The organism is Rhodococcus oxybenzonivorans (assembly GCF_003130705.1).
In the GTDB taxonomy this organism is placed as follows: domain Bacteria; phylum Actinomycetota; class Actinomycetes; order Mycobacteriales; family Mycobacteriaceae; genus Rhodococcus_F; species Rhodococcus_F oxybenzonivorans.
On the sequence record NZ_CP021354.1, the window covers coordinates 3,883,453 to 3,899,043 of the forward strand.

At 67.1% G+C, this 15,591-nt stretch carries 13 protein-coding genes; 4 read left to right on the plus strand and 9 right to left on the minus strand.

The annotated features are described in order from the left end of the window. Positions 1-9: 9 nt before the first annotated feature. The 3 genes from CBI38_RS18295 to CBI38_RS18305 all read right to left on the minus strand — a co-directional run bounded on the left by CBI38_RS18295 (position 10) and on the right by CBI38_RS18305 (position 7,549). Positions 10-3,414 (minus strand): pyruvate carboxylase, encoded by a 3,405-nt coding sequence (locus CBI38_RS18295; RefSeq protein ID WP_109330993.1) that lies wholly within the window; start codon positions 3,412-3,414, stop codon positions 10-12. A 176-nt stretch (positions 3,415-3,590) separates the two neighbouring features. Further along, positions 3,591-5,849, minus strand: a complete 2,259-nt coding sequence (gene recG / locus CBI38_RS18300) for an ATP-dependent DNA helicase RecG (RefSeq protein ID WP_109330995.1) — start codon at positions 5,847-5,849, stop codon at positions 3,591-3,593. Positions 5,850-5,857: 8 nt separating this feature from the next. Then, on the minus strand, positions 5,858-7,549 hold the full coding sequence (locus tag CBI38_RS18305) for a DAK2 domain-containing protein (RefSeq protein WP_109330997.1): 1,692 nt from the start codon (positions 7,547-7,549) through the stop codon (positions 5,858-5,860). 235 nt (positions 7,550-7,784) lie between these two features. Here CBI38_RS18305 and rpmB point away from each other — a divergent pair, with 235 nt between their 5' ends. After that, complete coding sequence (rpmB, locus tag CBI38_RS18310) at positions 7,785-7,976, plus strand: 50S ribosomal protein L28 (RefSeq protein ID WP_109330998.1); 192 nt, start codon at positions 7,785-7,787, stop codon at positions 7,974-7,976. Positions 7,977-8,098: 122 nt separating this feature from the next. Then, positions 8,099-8,899: an enoyl-CoA hydratase/isomerase family protein gene (locus tag CBI38_RS18315; RefSeq protein WP_109331000.1), complete on the plus strand. Its 801-nt coding sequence runs from the start codon at positions 8,099-8,101 to the stop codon at positions 8,897-8,899. Positions 8,900-8,902: 3 nt separating this feature from the next. Here the strand turns inward: CBI38_RS18315 and CBI38_RS18320 are convergent, their stop codons facing one another. The 3 genes from CBI38_RS18320 to CBI38_RS18330 are packed head-to-tail and all read right to left on the minus strand — an operon-like array spanning position 8,903 to position 11,019. Next, positions 8,903-9,580 (minus strand): uracil-DNA glycosylase, encoded by a 678-nt coding sequence (locus CBI38_RS18320; protein WP_204164974.1) that lies wholly within the window; start codon positions 9,578-9,580, stop codon positions 8,903-8,905. Next, the gene (locus CBI38_RS18325) at positions 9,577-10,098 is read right to left on the minus strand and encodes a gamma carbonic anhydrase family protein (protein WP_109331003.1); all 522 of its coding nucleotides are present in this window, start codon (positions 10,096-10,098) and stop codon (positions 9,577-9,579) included. Before CBI38_RS18325 ends, CBI38_RS18320 begins: the two co-directional genes overlap by 4 nt. Positions 10,099-10,107: 9 nt before the next feature. Then, the gene (locus tag CBI38_RS18330; protein WP_418328270.1) at positions 10,108-11,019 is read right to left on the minus strand and encodes a thiamine-phosphate kinase; all 912 of its coding nucleotides are present in this window, start codon (positions 11,017-11,019) and stop codon (positions 10,108-10,110) included. 259 nt (positions 11,020-11,278) lie between these two features. On the opposite strand from CBI38_RS18330, the gene CBI38_RS18335 reads away from it, so the two are divergent. Both CBI38_RS18335 and CBI38_RS18340 read left to right on the plus strand, forming a co-directional pair. Beyond that, positions 11,279-11,509 carry an Lrp/AsnC ligand binding domain-containing protein gene (locus CBI38_RS18335; RefSeq protein ID WP_109331007.1) on the plus strand — a complete coding sequence of 77 codons (231 nt, stop codon included), beginning with the start codon at positions 11,279-11,281 and terminating at the stop codon, positions 11,507-11,509. Between the two features lie 2 nt (positions 11,510-11,511). Further along, a complete protein-coding gene (locus tag CBI38_RS18340; protein ID WP_109331009.1) occupies positions 11,512-12,102 on the plus strand; it encodes a DUF3515 domain-containing protein in 591 nt (196 codons plus the stop codon). 37 nt (positions 12,103-12,139) lie between these two features. Here the strand turns inward: CBI38_RS18340 and CBI38_RS18345 are convergent, their stop codons facing one another. From CBI38_RS18345 to CBI38_RS18355, 3 genes are all read right to left on the minus strand, one after another. Then, positions 12,140-13,246, minus strand: a complete 1,107-nt coding sequence (locus CBI38_RS18345; protein ID WP_109335186.1) for a D-alanine--D-alanine ligase family protein — start codon at positions 13,244-13,246, stop codon at positions 12,140-12,142. A gap of 94 nt (positions 13,247-13,340) precedes the next feature. Further along, complete coding sequence (locus CBI38_RS18350) at positions 13,341-14,465, minus strand: cystathionine gamma-lyase (protein ID WP_109331011.1); 1,125 nt, start codon at positions 14,463-14,465, stop codon at positions 13,341-13,343. 4 nt (positions 14,466-14,469) lie between these two features. Continuing rightward, a complete protein-coding gene (locus tag CBI38_RS18355) occupies positions 14,470-15,468 on the minus strand; it encodes an NAD(P)H-dependent glycerol-3-phosphate dehydrogenase (RefSeq protein WP_109331013.1) in 999 nt (332 codons plus the stop codon). Positions 15,469-15,591 lie beyond the last annotated feature (123 nt).

A 15,591-nucleotide genomic window follows, 5' to 3' on the forward strand; every position in this document is an offset into this window, starting at 1 on the left:
GAACGTCCGTCACTCGCTTGCGGACTCCTTCGTCGAGACGACGGCGAGGAGGTCGCCGCCCTCGACTTGCTGGACGGAGCCGATGGCCAGGCGGGTGACGGTTCCGCCGCGAGGCGCGGTGATGGCCGCTTCCATCTTCATCGCCTCGATCGTGGCGAGAGTATCGCCGGCCTCGATGTGCTGCCCCTCGGTGACGGCGAGGGTGACGACGCCGGCGAACGGGGCGGCGACGTGGCCGGGATTGCTCTTGTCGGCCTTCTCCGTGGCGGGGATTTCGCTGGCGATGGAACGGTCACGCACCGACACCGGACGCAACTGGCCGTTGAGAATGCACATGACGGTGCGGTAGCCGCGCTCGTCGGGCTCGGAGATCGCCTCGAGACCGATGATCAGCTCGACACCCGGGGCGAGCCGCACCCGATGCTCGTCGCCGCTCCGAAGGCCGTAGAAGAACTGGTTGGCCGACAGCTGGGAGGTGTCGCCGTACTTGTCGCGGTGCTCGAGGAATTCCTTGGTCGGACCGGGGAAGAGCAACCGGTTGAGCGTCGCCCGGCGTTCGGCGGAGGTACCGGACAGCGCCTTCTCGTCCTCCACCGACAGGGCGACTTCGGGTTTGGCCGGCCCGCGGCCCTCGAGAGCCCGGGTACGGAACGGTTCGGGCCACCCGCCGGGCGGGGTGCCCAGCTCGCCGCGCAGGAACCCGATGACCGAATCGGGAATGTCGAAGCGGGCGGGGTTCTCCGCGAACTCGTCGGTGGAGGCACCGGATCCGACGAGGTGCAGGGCGAGGTCGCCGACCACCTTCGACGACGGCGTCACCTTGACCAGGCGTCCGAGCATGCGGTCGGCGGCGGCGTAGTTGGCTTCGACGTCCTCGAAACGGTCGCCGAGACCCAGGGCGACAGCCTGGGTACGCAGATTCGACAACTGCCCACCGGGGATCTCATGGGTGTAGACGCGGCCGGTCGGGGCCGGCAGCCCGGACTCGAACGGCTTGTACACCTTGCGCAGTGCCTCCCAGTACGGCTCGAGGTCGCACACCGCTTGCAGGTCGAGCCCGGTGTCGTGCTCCGAGTGCGCGGCCGCCGCCACGATCGCCGACAACGCCGGCTGGCTGGTGGTGCCGGCCATCGCCGCGGAGGCGCCGTCCACGGCGTCCGCACCCGCCTGCCAGGCGGCCAGATAGGTGGCGAGCTGGCCACCGGGGGTGTCGTGGGTATGCACGTGCACCGGCAGGTCGAAGTTCTGGCGCAGCGCCGTGACCAGGGTGGTCGCGGCCGGGGCGCGGAGCAGCCCGGCCATGTCCTTGATCGCGATGATGTGCGCTCCGGCCTCGACGATTTCCTCGGCCAGGCGGAGGTAGTAGTCGAGGGTGTAGAGCTTCTCGTTCGGGTTCGACAGGTCGCCGGTGTAGGACAGGGCGACCTCGGCGAGCGTGGTACCGGTCTCGCGGACGGCGTCGATGGCCGGCCGCATCTGGTCGACATTGTTGAGGGCATCGAAGATGCGGAAGATGTCGATACCGGTGGCCGCGGCCTCGTCGACGAACGCCCGCGTCACCTTCTCCGGGTACGGGGTGTAGCCGACGGTGTTACGGCCACGCAGCAGCATCTGCAGGCAGATGTTCGGTACGGCCTCCCGCAGCGCCGACAGCCGGTACCAGGGGTCCTCGTGCAGGAACCGCAGTGCCACGTCATACGTCGCGCCGCCCCACGCCTCGATCGAGAGCAGTTCGGGGGTCATCCGGGCCACGTGCCCGGCGACGTCGAGCAGACCGCTGGTCCGCACCCGGGTCGCGAGCAGCGACTGGTGGGCGTCGCGGAACGTGGTCTCGGTGACGGCGAGGGCCTTCTGCTCCCGCAACGCCCTGGCGAATCCCTCCGGCCCCAGAGCGAGCAGCTTCTGGCGGCTGCCGTCCGGCGGCGGGGTGGACAGGTCGATCTGGGGCAGCTTGTCCCGCGGGTACACCGCGGACGGCCGTTCCCCGTGCGGCTTGTTCACCGTCACGTCGGCGAGGTAGGTGAGGATCTTGGTGCCGCGGTCGGCGGAGCTGCGCAGCGTGAGCAGCTGGGGGCGTTCCTCGATGAACGAGGTGGTGACCCGGCCCGCCTTGAAATCGGGGTCGTCGAGAACCGCCTGCAGGAACGGAATGTTCGTCGAGACCCCTCGGATGCGGAACTCGGTGACCGCCCGGCGCGCCCGGGCGACGGCGGTGTCGAAGTCGCGGCCGCGGCAGGTGAGCTTGACGAGCATCGAATCGAAATACGCCGAAACCTCGGCCCCGACCGACGTACCGCCGTCGAGGCGGATACCGGCACCGCCCGGGGTGCGGTAGCCGGTGATTCGACCGGTGTCCGGGCGGAACCCGTTGGCCGGGTCCTCGGTGGTGATCCGGCACTGCAGCGCCGCACCACGCAACGTGATGTTGTCCTGACTCAGGCCCAGATCGGCGAGGGTCTCCCCCGAGGCGATCCGCAACTGCGACTGCACCAGGTCGACGTCCGTGACCTCCTCGGTCACCGTGTGCTCGACCTGGATCCGTGGATTCATCTCGATGAACACATGATTGCCGCGGGTATCGAGGAGGAACTCGACAGTGCCCGCGCAGGAATAATTGATCTCCTTCGCGAACGCCACCGCGTCCGCGCAAATCCTCGCCCGCACCTCGTCCGGCAGGTTCGGCGCCGGCGCCAGCTCGATCACCTTCTGGTGACGGCGCTGCAGCGAACAATCCCGCTCGAACAGGTGGATGACGTTGCCCTGACCGTCGGCCAGGATCTGGACCTCGATGTGACGCGGATCGATGACCGCCTGCTCGAGGAACACCGTCGGATCGCCGAACGCGGACTCCGCCTCCCGCGCGGCCGCCTCGATCGATTCCCGCAACTGGGACCGCTCGGCCACCCGGCGCATGCCGCGGCCACCGCCGCCGGCGACCGCCTTCACGAAGATCGGGAACTGCATCGACTCCGCCGCCGCGAGCAACTCGTCCACATCCGCCGACGGCTCCGACGACGCCAGCACCGGCAGGCCGGCCGCCTTCGCGGCCGCGATCGCACGGGCCTTGTTACCGGTCAGCTCGAGGACCTCCGCGGACGGGCCCACAAAGGTGATGCCCGCCTCCGCGCACGCCGCAGCCAGATCCGGATTCTCGGACAGGAACCCGTAACCGGGATAGACCGCATCGGCACCCGCCTGCTTCGCGGCGGCGACGATCTCCTCGACCGAGAGATACGCCCGAACCGGGTGCCCCTCCTGACCGATCTGATAACTCTCATCGGCCTTCAGACGGTGGATCGAGTTCCGATCCTCGTACGGAAACACCGCAACAGTTCCAGCACCTAGTTCGTAGGCGGCACGGAAAGCGCGGATCGCAATTTCGCCACGGTTGGCGACCAGGACTTTGGAGAACATTTGAGCAAACTACCCCGCCAACTCCGGCAGCGGAGAAACGGTATCCCATTATGCAGGATCGTCCGCAATCTTCACAAAGCAGCCCCTGACGTGTGCGAATTCTGCAATGGGCCCGAAACAGAGCAGTGAAGAATTACGTGACCGGAAGTAACTGCTTCACCCTGATCGTCGACTTTTCACGTTTTCTCGAGGAACTCGATCCGGTCCGCATCGAGCGCCGAAGTGACCATCGCAGAGAGGCCCGGGTGGTTTTCCAGGCGCGGATCGTCGGCAGTCACCGACCGGGCGAACTCGGCAGCCGCGGCGATCACGTCCTCGTGGCCGAGAAGTGAGAGCAACCGCAGCGTCGAGGTGGTACCCGATTGCGCTGCCCCGAGAATGTCACCCTCCCGCCGGGTCGCCAGGTCGAGTTGCGCGAGTTCGAAGCCGTCGTTGGTGGACGCCACGTTCTGCAGGCGCCCGAAGGCAGGCGCACCCGGATTCATCTCCGTGACGAGAATGCACAGACCCTGGTGGGCACCCCGGCCGACCCGGCCGCGGAGCTGATGGAGCTGGCTGACCCCGAAGCGGTCGGCATCCAGGATCACCATGATCGTGGCGTTCGGGACGTCGACGCCCACCTCGACCACCGTGGTGCAGACGAGGACGTCGATGTCGCCGGCCGTGAAGTCCCGCATCACGGCGTCCTTCTCGTCCGTGGGCAGCCTGCCGTGCAGCAGCCCGACACGGAGGTCGGGCAGGATGGTGCCGCCCAGTTCCTCGAAGACCTCCACGGCCGACTTGGTGTCGGGCTGCTTGTCGTCGACAGCATCCTCGCCGTCGCCCTTCTCACCGTCACCGATCCGCGAGCAGACGACGTATGCCTGCCGTCCCTCGGCCACGTCCTCGCGGATCCGTTCCCACGCGCGTGCGACCCACTGCGGTTTCTGGGACGCTGGTACCACACTGCTCTTGATCGGCGAACGGCCCTTCGGAAGCTGGCGCAAGGTGGATACGTCGAGGTCACCGAGCACCGTCATCGCGATTGTGCGGGGTATGGGCGTCGCCGTCATGACCAGAAGATGCGGGCTCAGGCCTTCGCGCGCCCGCGACCGGAGCCGGTCGCGCTGTTCGACGCCGAACCGATGCTGTTCGTCGACCACCACCATGCCGAGGTTGAAGAACTCGACGTTGTCCTGGATGAGGGCGTGCGTGCCGATGACGATCCCTGCGTCGCCGGTCACCACCTCGAGGAGCGCGGCCCGTTTCGCAGCGACCGGCATCGACCCGGTCAGCAGCGCTACGCGGGTCGCCTTCTCGTCCGCGCCGAGCTCGCCCGCCGTCGCGAGTGACCCCAGCAGAGCCCGCAGCGAACGCGCATGCTGCGTCGCGAGCACTTCGGTGGGGGCGAGCAAGGCGCACTGATACCCCGCATCGACAACCTGCAGCATGGCCCGCAGGGCAACGATGGTCTTACCGGACCCCACCTCACCCTGCAGGAGCCTGCTCATCGGATGCGGCTGGGACAGATCCGCGGAGATCTCCTCGGCCACGGCGTGCTGGCCGTCGGTCAGCTGGAAGGGAAGTCTGCGCTCGAACTCGTCCGCGATTCCACCCGGTACCGGCGGGCACTCGGGCGCCACCCGCTCGGCGTTGTCGTGCCGGCGTCGAGCAAGCACCAGCTGCAGGGCCGCCGCCTCGTCGAAGCGGAGCCGGTCGTGCGCATTCTCGATGTCGTCACGAGTGTCGGGGAGGTGGACGAGGCGGAGCGCCTCGTCCAGACCGATGAGGTTGCGCTCTCGACGGATCCGTTCGGGGAGCGGGTCGTCGATCCGGTCGAGTTGGTCGAGGACCTGCCGAACACACTTCATGATCGTCCAGCTCTCCACCTCCCGCGTCGCCGGATACAGCGGGATCAGGGCGCGGTCGAACACGGACATGTCGACGCCCGCGCCCGGCTCCTGGGCAGCCCGTGCGATACCCGCGAGATCCCCCGCCCCGCGAATCCGCCCGACGTTCACCACCGGGTCGTCGCTGCCCGCACGAGGCTCCGGGAGGATCAGGTAACTCGGATGAGTGAGGCTCCACTTGCTGCGGAAATACTTCACGGTGCCGGAGAACATCGCGCGCACACCGGGTTTGATGACGTGTTTGACCTTCTGCGGACTGAAGAAGGTGACGTCGACGTTCTGCGTATCGGTCGCGAGAACCACCTTCAGCATGCTGCCCGGACGGTTCTTCATCTTCACGACTGCCGCCGACGACACCCGCGCGATGATGGTGATGTGCTCACCCTCCGGCGGATCCTTCTCGGCGAGTTCACGGCCCTGGGAGGCGTACCGGTGCGGGTAGTGCCGCAACAGGTCCTCGACGGTGCGAATGTCGAACGCCGTGTCCAGCGCATCGGCGGTCTTGCGACCCAGCAGGTGATCGAGCCTGTCGGCGAGTGTGGCCATCGAATTCCTCATTCCACCCCGAGTTGCAACAGATCTCCCGGTTGTCCGCCGTGGTAGACCATCACCTCGACGCCGGGATGCCGCTGGGAGATGTGATCGGCCAATTCCGTGTCGAGCCCGGCCGGTGCTTCCGCGCCCATCAGGAGCGTGACCAGTTCGCCGCCTGCCCCGAGGACGACGTCGACCAGACGCTTTCCGGCGGCGACCGCGTCCGGTTCGATCACGATCACCTCGTGCCCCATCAGACCGATACCGTCTCCCGGTTCGCAGGTGCCCACGTAGGTCAGGGCCCGCTCCCGCGCGATGCGCAACGAACCCCACCGGGTGGCGGCCGCGGCCTCGGACATCGCGAAAGCGTCGTCGACCGCTTCGCGTTCCGGATCGTGCACTGCGAGGGATGCCAGCCCCTGCACCATGGACGAGGTTGCGAGGAGAAGCACCTCGTGCCGGGAATCGCGAGCTGCGGCACTCACCGCGACGAGTTCCTGGGCCGACAGCGCCCCGTTGGGAAGGACCAGCACCTCTCGGCGTCCCAACTGGCGGATGATGCCGAGCAACTGCGCGCGGGTGACGGGGGCGGCGTCGCATCGGAGCACGGTCGCACCCTCCCCGGAGAAGAGGTCGGCCGCGCCGTCGCCCGCCACGACCGCGACGATGCCCCGGTCGTCCTGATCGGGGCGAGTGCGGACGGGAGGTAGGAGCCTGCCCTGTTCGCGCGCGTCGACGAGAAAACTGCTGACGCGAATCCTGTGTACGCGTCCGGCATCGAGACCCGCCTCCACAGCAGCCCCGGCATCCGCACAGTGCACGTGCACCGACCATCCCCCGTCGCCGTCACCGACGATCACCGTGGAATCCCCCAGCTCGTCGAGTGCGTTCCGCAGTTCTGCCATCCGGGCTTCGTCTGTGTCGGCCACCAGATACATGACCTCGAAATCCTGATGCGAGCTTTCACAAGCGGAATGGTGGCCCCGATGCGCAAGGTCGTCGCTCGTATCCGGCAACTCGACGTCCGACGACTCCGTGCCTGAATCCGGAGACGGCTGGCGGCGTGGCACTCGCAGCGCGATCGGGGCACGGTCCGGCCGCTCACCGGTGACCGCCGCGACGAAGGCATCGAGAATGACGACGAGCCCCAGCCCGCCGGCGTCGACCACACCGGCGGTCCCGAGCGCGTCGAGCTGGCCGGGTGTGCGGGCAAGTGCGGCGGCCGCGGCATCTGCCGCGGAGCGCGCTGTGTCGGCGACAGGCGCATCGTCCGGGAATTCCGCTGCCGCGTCCGCAGCGCAGCGCAGGACCGTGACAATCGTTCCTTCGACCAGGTAGCTGACCGCGTCGGTCACCAGGTTGGTAGCCATCAACAGTCCGGTCCGGACAGTTCTGGTGTCGACGACGCCGGTGACCGCTGCCTCGGCGACACCGCGCAACACCTGGGAAAGGATGACCCCCGAGTTGCCCCGGGCACCCGCCACCGCGCCGCGGGCCAGCGCGATGGCCACTTGACGGACGTCCGTTTGGTGGCCGTCGTTTCCGGCATACTTGTCGATTGCCTCGAGGGCAGCCCGCATGGTGAACAGCAGATTGGTTCCGGTGTCGGCGTCCGGAATCGGGAACACGTTGAGACTGTTGATCTCCTCGCACCGTGCCTCGAGTCCCGCGACCGCCGTCCTCGCCCACGACGTCAGGACTCGGCCGTCCATCGGGCGCTCAGGAACCACTGGCATCCTCTCTCACGGGTTCAATCGAAGGTGCCGTCAGACTAGTCGCGGGACGCCGATCGAGTCTGACGTGCTCGGCCATCCGGCCGAGTTTGGCCAATCAGCACTCGAGCGGCTACTCTTGCACGGTTGCCTCGTAAGGGCCGCGATCACTGCGGCCTGCCTACGTGGGGCCAGTTAAATTTCACAGTTCACTATCTTGAAGGAGTTCGCGACTATGGCTGCCGTCTGCGACGTATGCGCCAAGGGGCCCGGCTTCGGTAAGTCGGTCTCGCACTCGCACCGGCGTACCAATCGTCGCTGGAACCCGAACATTCAGACTGTTCGTGCCGAAGTTGCCCCCGGAAACACCCGGAAGCTCAACGTCTGCACGTCCTGCCTGAAGGCTGGAAAGGTTGCTCGGGGCTGACCCCGACGCTGCGTGTGTTCCGAAGCCCCCGACACCTCGGTGCCGGGGGCTTCGTCATATCGCATCCATGCAGCACATCGGGTCGTGGTGATGGCGGGTCGGGCGCCACGTAGGGTGCAACCGTGACTTCTCTCGATGGACTCAGCAAAGTACAGCTCGACGAGGGCGTGCTCCGCATCACGATTTCGACCGCCGACAACGGCACATCGCTGGACGGCGAAGGCCTCGATCAGGGCACACGTGCCCTCGAGGCCGTGGGCGATCGGATCGGCAGCGTTCTCCTCGTCGGCGAAGGGCCGAACTTCTGTGCCGGCGGTAATGTCCGCGCCTTCGCCGCCGCACCCGTGCGCAGCGAGTACGTCGCCGAGATCGCGCGCGTCTTCCACGCCTTCGTGCGCGCTCTCGACGCGGTGACCGTTCCGGTGATCGCCGGTGTGCATGGGTGGGCTGCGGGCGCGGGAATGAGCCTCGTCTGCCTCGCCGATGTCGCGATCGGCGGGCCCGGCACCAAGATGCGGCCGGCGTACCCCTCGATCGGTTACACACCGGACGGCGGCATGTCGTGGACTCTTCCGCGGATCGTCGGCATCGCCCGTGCTCGCGAAATCCTGCTGACCGATGCGGTTCTCAGCGGCGACGAGGCAGTGCGCCTCGGAATTCTCAGCCGCTTGGTCGGTGACGACGTGGTACAGGACGAGGCGCTTCGACTCGCGCGAACCCTGGCTGCGGGTCCGACCTCCTCGTACTCCGGGATCAAGACTCTGCTCTCCGCATCGACGACACGCACTCTGGCAGAGCAACTCGACGCGGAGGCCGCCTCGATCGCCGTCGCAGCCGACAGCCCGATCGGACGTGAAGGCGTCGATGCCTTCGTCGAGAAGAGACGCGCAGACTTCGCATCGATCAAGGAAGTGCGGGCGTAAACGCTAGGGCAGTTCCCAATTCACGGGTTCGGCGCCGAGGCTGTCGAGCAGTTCGTTCGCTCTGCTGAACGGACGTGAACCGAAGAATCCTCGCGACGCGGACAGCGGTGAAGGGTGAGCGCTCTCGATCGTCGGCACGTCTGCAAGCATCGGCTTCAAGGTGGACGCGTCCCGGCCCCAGAGAATGGCGACGAGGGGTTCGGTTCGCTCCACCAACGCGCGAATTGCCTGTTCCGTGACAGCTTCCCAACCCTTCCGCCGATGGGAGGCAGGAAGTCCGGGCTGGACGGTCAGGACCCTGTTCAACAGCAACACGCCCTGACGAGACCACGGTGTCAGATCTCCCGTGGACGGCGTCGGAAAACCGAGGTCCTTGCTGTACTCGGCGAAGATGTTGCCGAGACTGCGGGGAACGGGTCGCACGTCGGGCGCCACCGAGAAGCTGAGCCCCACGGCGTGCCCGGGAGTTGGATACGGGTCCTGACCGACGATCAGCACCTTCACCTCGGCGAAGGGGTGCGTGAACGCGCGCAACACGTTGTCGCCGGACGGAAGATACTCCCTGCCCTCGGCAATCTCCGCGCGGAGGAATGCACCCATCTCGGTGATGCGATCGGCTGCCGGAGCGAGAGCCTCGGCCCAGCCGGCCTCGACCAGATCGGATAGCGGCGCAGCCATCAGTCGAGCCTACGCAGGGCGTCGCGGTAGTACGCCGCGTTGGCCGAGTACATCTTCACGTTCATTTCCACGTGCCCCTCGGGAACCTCATAGCCTTCTCGGATTTTCGCGGGCACGCCGAGTGCCATCCGTCTCGGCGGCACCTCGAACTTGAACGGAATGACAGCGCCCGCCCCGACCACGGAACCGGCCCCGATCACCGAACCGTTCAACACCACCGAACCCGACGCGATGAGGCAATTGTCCCCGATCGTGGAACCCTCGATGTGTGCCGCGTGTCCGACGACGCATCCGGACCCGATGACGGTGGGGTCGATCGGCGTGCAATGGATGACGGTGCCGTCCTGGATGTTGGTCCCGGCACCGATGGAGATGGTGCCGTAGTCGGCGCGGAGCACGGCCTGCGGCCACACCGATGCGCCCGCCGCGAGCGTGACGTTCCCGATCACCACCGCGTCGGGGTGGACGTAAGCGTCCGGGGAAATGTCCGGTTCCTGCTCGCCGAGTGCGTAGATAGCCATGGGTGCAACCTATACCGAGAAACTCTGCCAGCCGGAGGCCCCCGGCCACCGCCGGCCGTCGACCGTGATGCCCGTCCCGTCATGGACCGTTCCGATGCGAACCCAGCCCTCGGGTAGTGGCACGCCGGATGGGAAGGTGGCGGCGAAACCGTGGTCTTCTCCCCCGGTCAGTACCCACTCCCAGTAGTCGGTCCCCAGGATCGCAGCTGCGGACACCAGGTCCGGCGACACGGCGATGTCGTCCCGCGCGAGCGCCATCCCGACTCCCGACGCGGCGCCGATGTGCCCGAGATCGGCGAGTAGCCCGTCGGAGATGTCGGTCATCGAGTGTGCGCCCGCCTCGGCGGCGGTCCACGCCGCTGCATACGGTGGGTGCGGTACGCGGTGAGCGGCGAGAAGTCCGGGAAACCGAGTCGATTCCGCGAGGAAGAGGGCCAGACCACAGGCGGATGCACCCAGCGTGCCTGCGACAGCGACGACGTCGCCCGCCTGGGCGCCCGAGCGAAGGACGGCGCGCTGCCCAGCGAGGTCACCGAGCACCGTGACAGAGATCACGACGGAATCCGCCTGAACCAGATCGCCGCCGACCACGCCCGCACCGAGTTCCTCGGCAGAATCCCAGATTCCCGCGGAGATACCGTCCGCCACCTCCACCGGGGTATCCGGCGGCAGACCGAGCGACACGAGAAACGCGGTGGGCCGCGCCCCCATCGCCGCGACATCGGCCGCGTTCTGGGCCACCGCCTTGCGCCCGACCTCACGCGGAGACGACCAGTCGAGCCGGAAGTGCCTGCCTTGCACCAGCATGTCGGTGGACACGACGACGCGGCCGTCTCCCGCCCGGACGAGCGCGGCATCGTCGCCGGGGCCGAGAAGTGTGGTGGGCGGCTGGACGCGACCCTCCACGGCGCGGTCGATCACGGCGAACTCCCCGACATCCGCGACGGTGCGGGGAACGGGGGAACCCGGGGTATCCGTTGGTGTGATGGTGTGCCTCCACGAGCGCCGTTGTGTCGGATCACCCGGCGCAGCGCCAGTGTGGCCGGTCGACGGAATGTGCGACTGCGGTACCTTTTAGCTGTTGCCGGGACTCTCCGGCACGTGACCGATCAGCGCGCCGAAGCACCCGCGACTCTACCGAGATACATGCGGGGCGGAGCAGGGAAGGGCCGGAGCGAGAGTGCAAGCGTTCATCCTGATCCAAACCGAGGTCGGACGAGCTTCGGCCATCGCGGCGCAGATCGCGCAGATCACCGGGGTGCAATCAGCGCAGGACGTGATCGGGCCGTACGACGTGATCGCGCGGGTCAGCGCCGACGACATCGCGCCGGTGACGCAGGAGATCCGCCGAGTCCCCGGTATCACCCGCACCCTCACCTGCGACATTCCCGAGAAGCCGAAGACGATCTGAGCATGCCCGAACGTGAATCGCACCCGACCGACGCAGCTACCGATACCGAACCCGTCGAGCGGCGTAATCCTGCTCTCATCGCCACTGCGGTGGCGCTTCCGGTCGCGTTGGTGATCGGCATCGTCGTCGCCGCGGTCATTGCCGGGCGCAACCCTGCGAAATCCCCCGTGTCGCTGGGTCCGGTGCCCGCTCCCGCGGCTGCCTCCGCGGAGTGCACGGCGTTGATGGCCGGTCTCCCGGACGCATTGGGCGAGTACACGCGAGCCGAACTCACTCCACCGGCACCCGCGGCGACCGCGGCGTGGCAACCGGCCGAGGGTGAACCACTCGTTCTGCGATGCGGCCTCGATCGTCCGGCAGAGTTCGACCAGGCGTCGTCATTGCAGGTGATCAACGGGGTGCAGTGGTTCGAGATCTCCGGGGAGAGCGCAGGAATCGACGCGAGCAGCTGGTTCACCGTGGACCGCGGGATCTACGTGGGACTTACCGTTCCCCGGGGCGTCGGACCCACGCCGCTGCAGGAAATGTCGGATGCGGTGTCGAAGGTTCTGCCACAGAAGCCGCTGGACCCCGCACCCGTCCCCAATCCGTGAACCACAGCGCGCGCAGCAAGCCGGGCGCGCACATCGTCTAGCGCAGCCCGGTGCCCCGGGCGAGCGCAGTATCGACCAGGGTGGACACGAGGGTGCCGTAGTCGACTCCGATCGCTCCCCACATGCGCGGATACATCGAGATCGAGGTGAACCCGGGCATGGTGTTGATCTCGTTGATGACCGGACCGTCTTCGGTGACGAAGAAGTCGACACGCGCGAGACCCTGGCAGTCGAGGGCGGCGAAGGCGCGCACCGCGAGAGCGCGAATGTCTTCGCTCACCGATTCGTCGAGTTTCGCGGGCACATCGAACTCGCACACATCATCGAGGTACTTGCTGTCGAAGTCGTAGAACGCCTCGTCGCTGCCCGACGCAGCCGGCATCCGGATCTCGGCGACGACGCTGGCCCGGACTTCGCCGTCCGGGAATTCGAGAACCCCGCACTCCACCTCACGTCCACTGATCCCCGATTCGACGATCACCTTGGGATCGTGCTCACGGGCGTGGGCGATGGCATCGTCGAGGGCGGCCCAGTCGGCGACCCGGGTGATACCGATGGACGAGCCCCCTCGCGCGGGCTTCACGAACACCGGCAGATCCAGGCGGGACTTCTGCTCCTCGGTGAGATTGTCGGTGCCCGGCCGCAGCACCACCTGAAATCCGATGGGCAACCCCTCGGCCGCAAGCAACTTCTTGGTGAACTCCTTGTCCATTCCGGCAGCGCTCGCGAGGACGCCCGGGCCGACGTACGGAATTCCGGCGAGCTCGAGCAGACCCTGGATCGTGCCGTCCTCGCCGTAGGCGCCGTGCAGGACGGGGAATACCACGTCCACCGAGGCGAGGATCTTCCCTGCTTCACCGTCGTCGAGAGCAACGAGATCGCCCGAGCGGGTGGGGTCGGCCGTCAGGGCCAACGCGGAACCCCCGGCATCGACGCTGGGCAGCGACCGGCCGCGGATGGACAGGGAGGCGGGATCGGTGGAGCCGAGAACCCACGACCCTTCGGTCGTGATACCGATCGGCACCACCTCGTACCGTTCGGGGTCGAGGTTCCTCAGGACGCTCCCGGCGGAGACGCAGGAAACGGAATGCTCGTTGCTACGGCCACCGAAGATGACGGCTACCCGGGTACGCGGTGTGCTCACGAACAAACCGTACCGCCGCCCCGCCGTGATTACCGCACCCACCTCCGATCGCCGATACTTCGCCGACCTCACGACTTCGAGCCGACAACCGCGGTCACACTCCCGACAGTGCCCGTTCGACGTCGGCAAGGAGATCGTCGGTGTCCTCGATCCCGCAGGACAGTCGTACGAACCCGTCGGGAACCGCATCTCCCCATCTCGCCCGGCGATCGGCCGTGGTGTGGAGGCCACCGAAGCTCGTCGCCGAAACGAGCAGTTCACTGCCTGCCACGAAGCGATGGAACTGCTCGGCGGAGCCGAGTTCGAAACTCACCAGTCCACCGAATCGGCGCATCTGCCCCGACGCGACAGCGTGGGAAGGATCACTCGCCAGGCCCGGATAGCGCACCCGTTGCGCCGCGGGGTGCGCGGCCACAAGGTCTGCGACAGCCGACGCGTTGGCGCACTGCCGCTCGAAACGCAGCCCCGCAGTTCCGAGACTTCGGTGTGCAAGCCATGTCTCGAAGGGTCCGAGCACCGTTCCCGACAAAGCTCTTTCCCGCTCCATCCCGGCGAGGAATTCGGCGTCCGATACCGCGATGTAGCCCATGAGGAGGTCGCTGTGCCCACTCAATGCCTTTGTGCCACTGGCAACAACGACGTCTGCGCCGAGTTCCAGAGGTTGCTGGCCGAGTGGGGTCGCCGTCGTGTTGTCGACGACGAGCACGGCCCCGGCATCCCGGCACCGCCGCGACAGCGCGCGTAGGTCGACGACGTCGAGGGACGGGTTGGCGGGAGTTTCGGCGACGACAACCGTCGTTCCTTCCGCCGACGCCAACAGCGCCGCGGTGCTCTCGCTCGCCATGTCCGAGGTCGTCACTTCGTGCACGGTGATGCCCAGCGGCTCCCACCGCTCCCGCGCATAGGCACGGACTTGGTAGTACCCGTCCGCGGGAACGATCACCGTGTCCCCTGCCGTGAGAAGAGTGCGCACTGCGACGGTGACGGCAGACATCCCGGAGCCGACCACCAGTGCCCCGGAGGCGCCTTCGAGCATGGCGAGCGCCGATTCGAGATCGCGCCAGCCAGGATTCGATGCCCGGGCATACGTGTCCGACTCGGTTCCTTCGTCGGCGCTCAGCTGGTACGGGGCGGCAAACACCGGACCCCGCTGCATCGGAGACCCTGGATGCGCTTCTGCCGCAACAGCTTTGACACAACGGGTGGAATCTCCGCTCACCCGGTCACTCCGACTTCGTACGACGGCCGAGCAACTGGCCGATCGCGTCCTGCACGACGAGACCTTCATGACACACGCGGTGCACGGCGTCGGTGAGCGGCATTTCGACGTCGTAGCTGGATGCGAGCGCCCGAACCGACGAGCAGGATTTCACGCCCTCGGCCACCTGTCCGTGAGTGGCCTCCTGCGCGGTCTCCATGGACCCGCCCTGCCCCAGCCGCTCACCGAAGGACCGGTTCCGCGACAGCGGTGACGAGCACGTGGCTACCAGGTCGCCCACGCCGGCGAGCCCTGCAAGGGTGGTCGGTTTTGCGCCCAAGGCAACACCCAGACGAATGATCTCCGCCAGGCCGCGCGTAATGATGCTCGCAATTGTGTTGTCGCCCAATCCACTTCCGGCTGCCATGCCGCACGCGAGGGCGATCACGTTCTTGCATGCGCCACCGATCTCGCAGCCGATCACGTCGGAGTTCGTGTACGGACGGAAGTACCCCGTGGCCGACGCCTTCTGCAGCGCAAGCGCGCGCGTCGAGTCGGTGCACGCGATCACTGTCGCCGCCGGTTGTTCGATCGCGATCTCGCGGGCCAGATTGGGTCCGGACAGGACGGCGACACGCCCCGGATCGGCGCCCGTGACCTGGACGATGACCTGACTCATCCGCATCAGTGTGCCGGTCTCGATCCCCTTCGCCAGGCTGAGGAGGGTGGCATCCTCGCCGATCATCGGACTCCACTCCGCCAGATTGCTTCGCAACGACTGGGAGGGAACGGCGAGAACGACGAAGTCTGCACCGTCCAGCGCAGCCGCCGCATCGTCGGTGGCAGTCAGCGTCGACGGAAGCGCGACGCCGGGTAGATAGTCGACGTTTTCGTGCCGCCCGGCGATCGATTCGGCGACCTCGGCGCGGCGCGCCCACATGGTGACATCGGTTCCGGCATCGGCCAGGACCTTCGCAAAAGCCGTCCCCCACGAGCCTGCCCCCAGTACAGCTGCCTTGCTCACACAGCCCCCTCATCATCGATTCTCTTCGTATCCCGCTCACAGTAGCGCCGATACCGGGGCACGACACCGCAGCGTCTGGACTGGACTGGCAAGATATCGGGCATGAGCACCGCGACTCCACCC

What these genes read in the sequence shown, in the direction of transcription:
- recG (WP_109330995.1), bottom strand. Translation starts at nt 5,849, where the DNA reads ATGGCCACACTCGCCGACAGGCTCGATCACCTGCTGGGTCGCAAGACC.
- CBI38_RS18325 (WP_109331003.1), bottom strand. Translation starts at nt 10,098, where the DNA reads ATGGCTATCTACGCACTCGGCGAGCAGGAACCGGACATTTCCCCGGAC.
- rpmB (WP_109330998.1), top strand. Translation starts at nt 7,785, where the DNA reads ATGGCTGCCGTCTGCGACGTATGCGCCAAGGGGCCCGGCTTCGGTAAG.
- CBI38_RS18305 (WP_109330997.1), bottom strand. Translation starts at nt 7,549, where the DNA reads ATGGACGGCCGAGTCCTGACGTCGTGGGCGAGGACGGCGGTCGCGGGA.
- CBI38_RS18340 (WP_109331009.1), top strand. Translation starts at nt 11,512, where the DNA reads ATGCCCGAACGTGAATCGCACCCGACCGACGCAGCTACCGATACCGAA.
- CBI38_RS18295 (WP_109330993.1), bottom strand. Translation starts at nt 3,414, where the DNA reads ATGTTCTCCAAAGTCCTGGTCGCCAACCGTGGCGAAATTGCGATCCGC.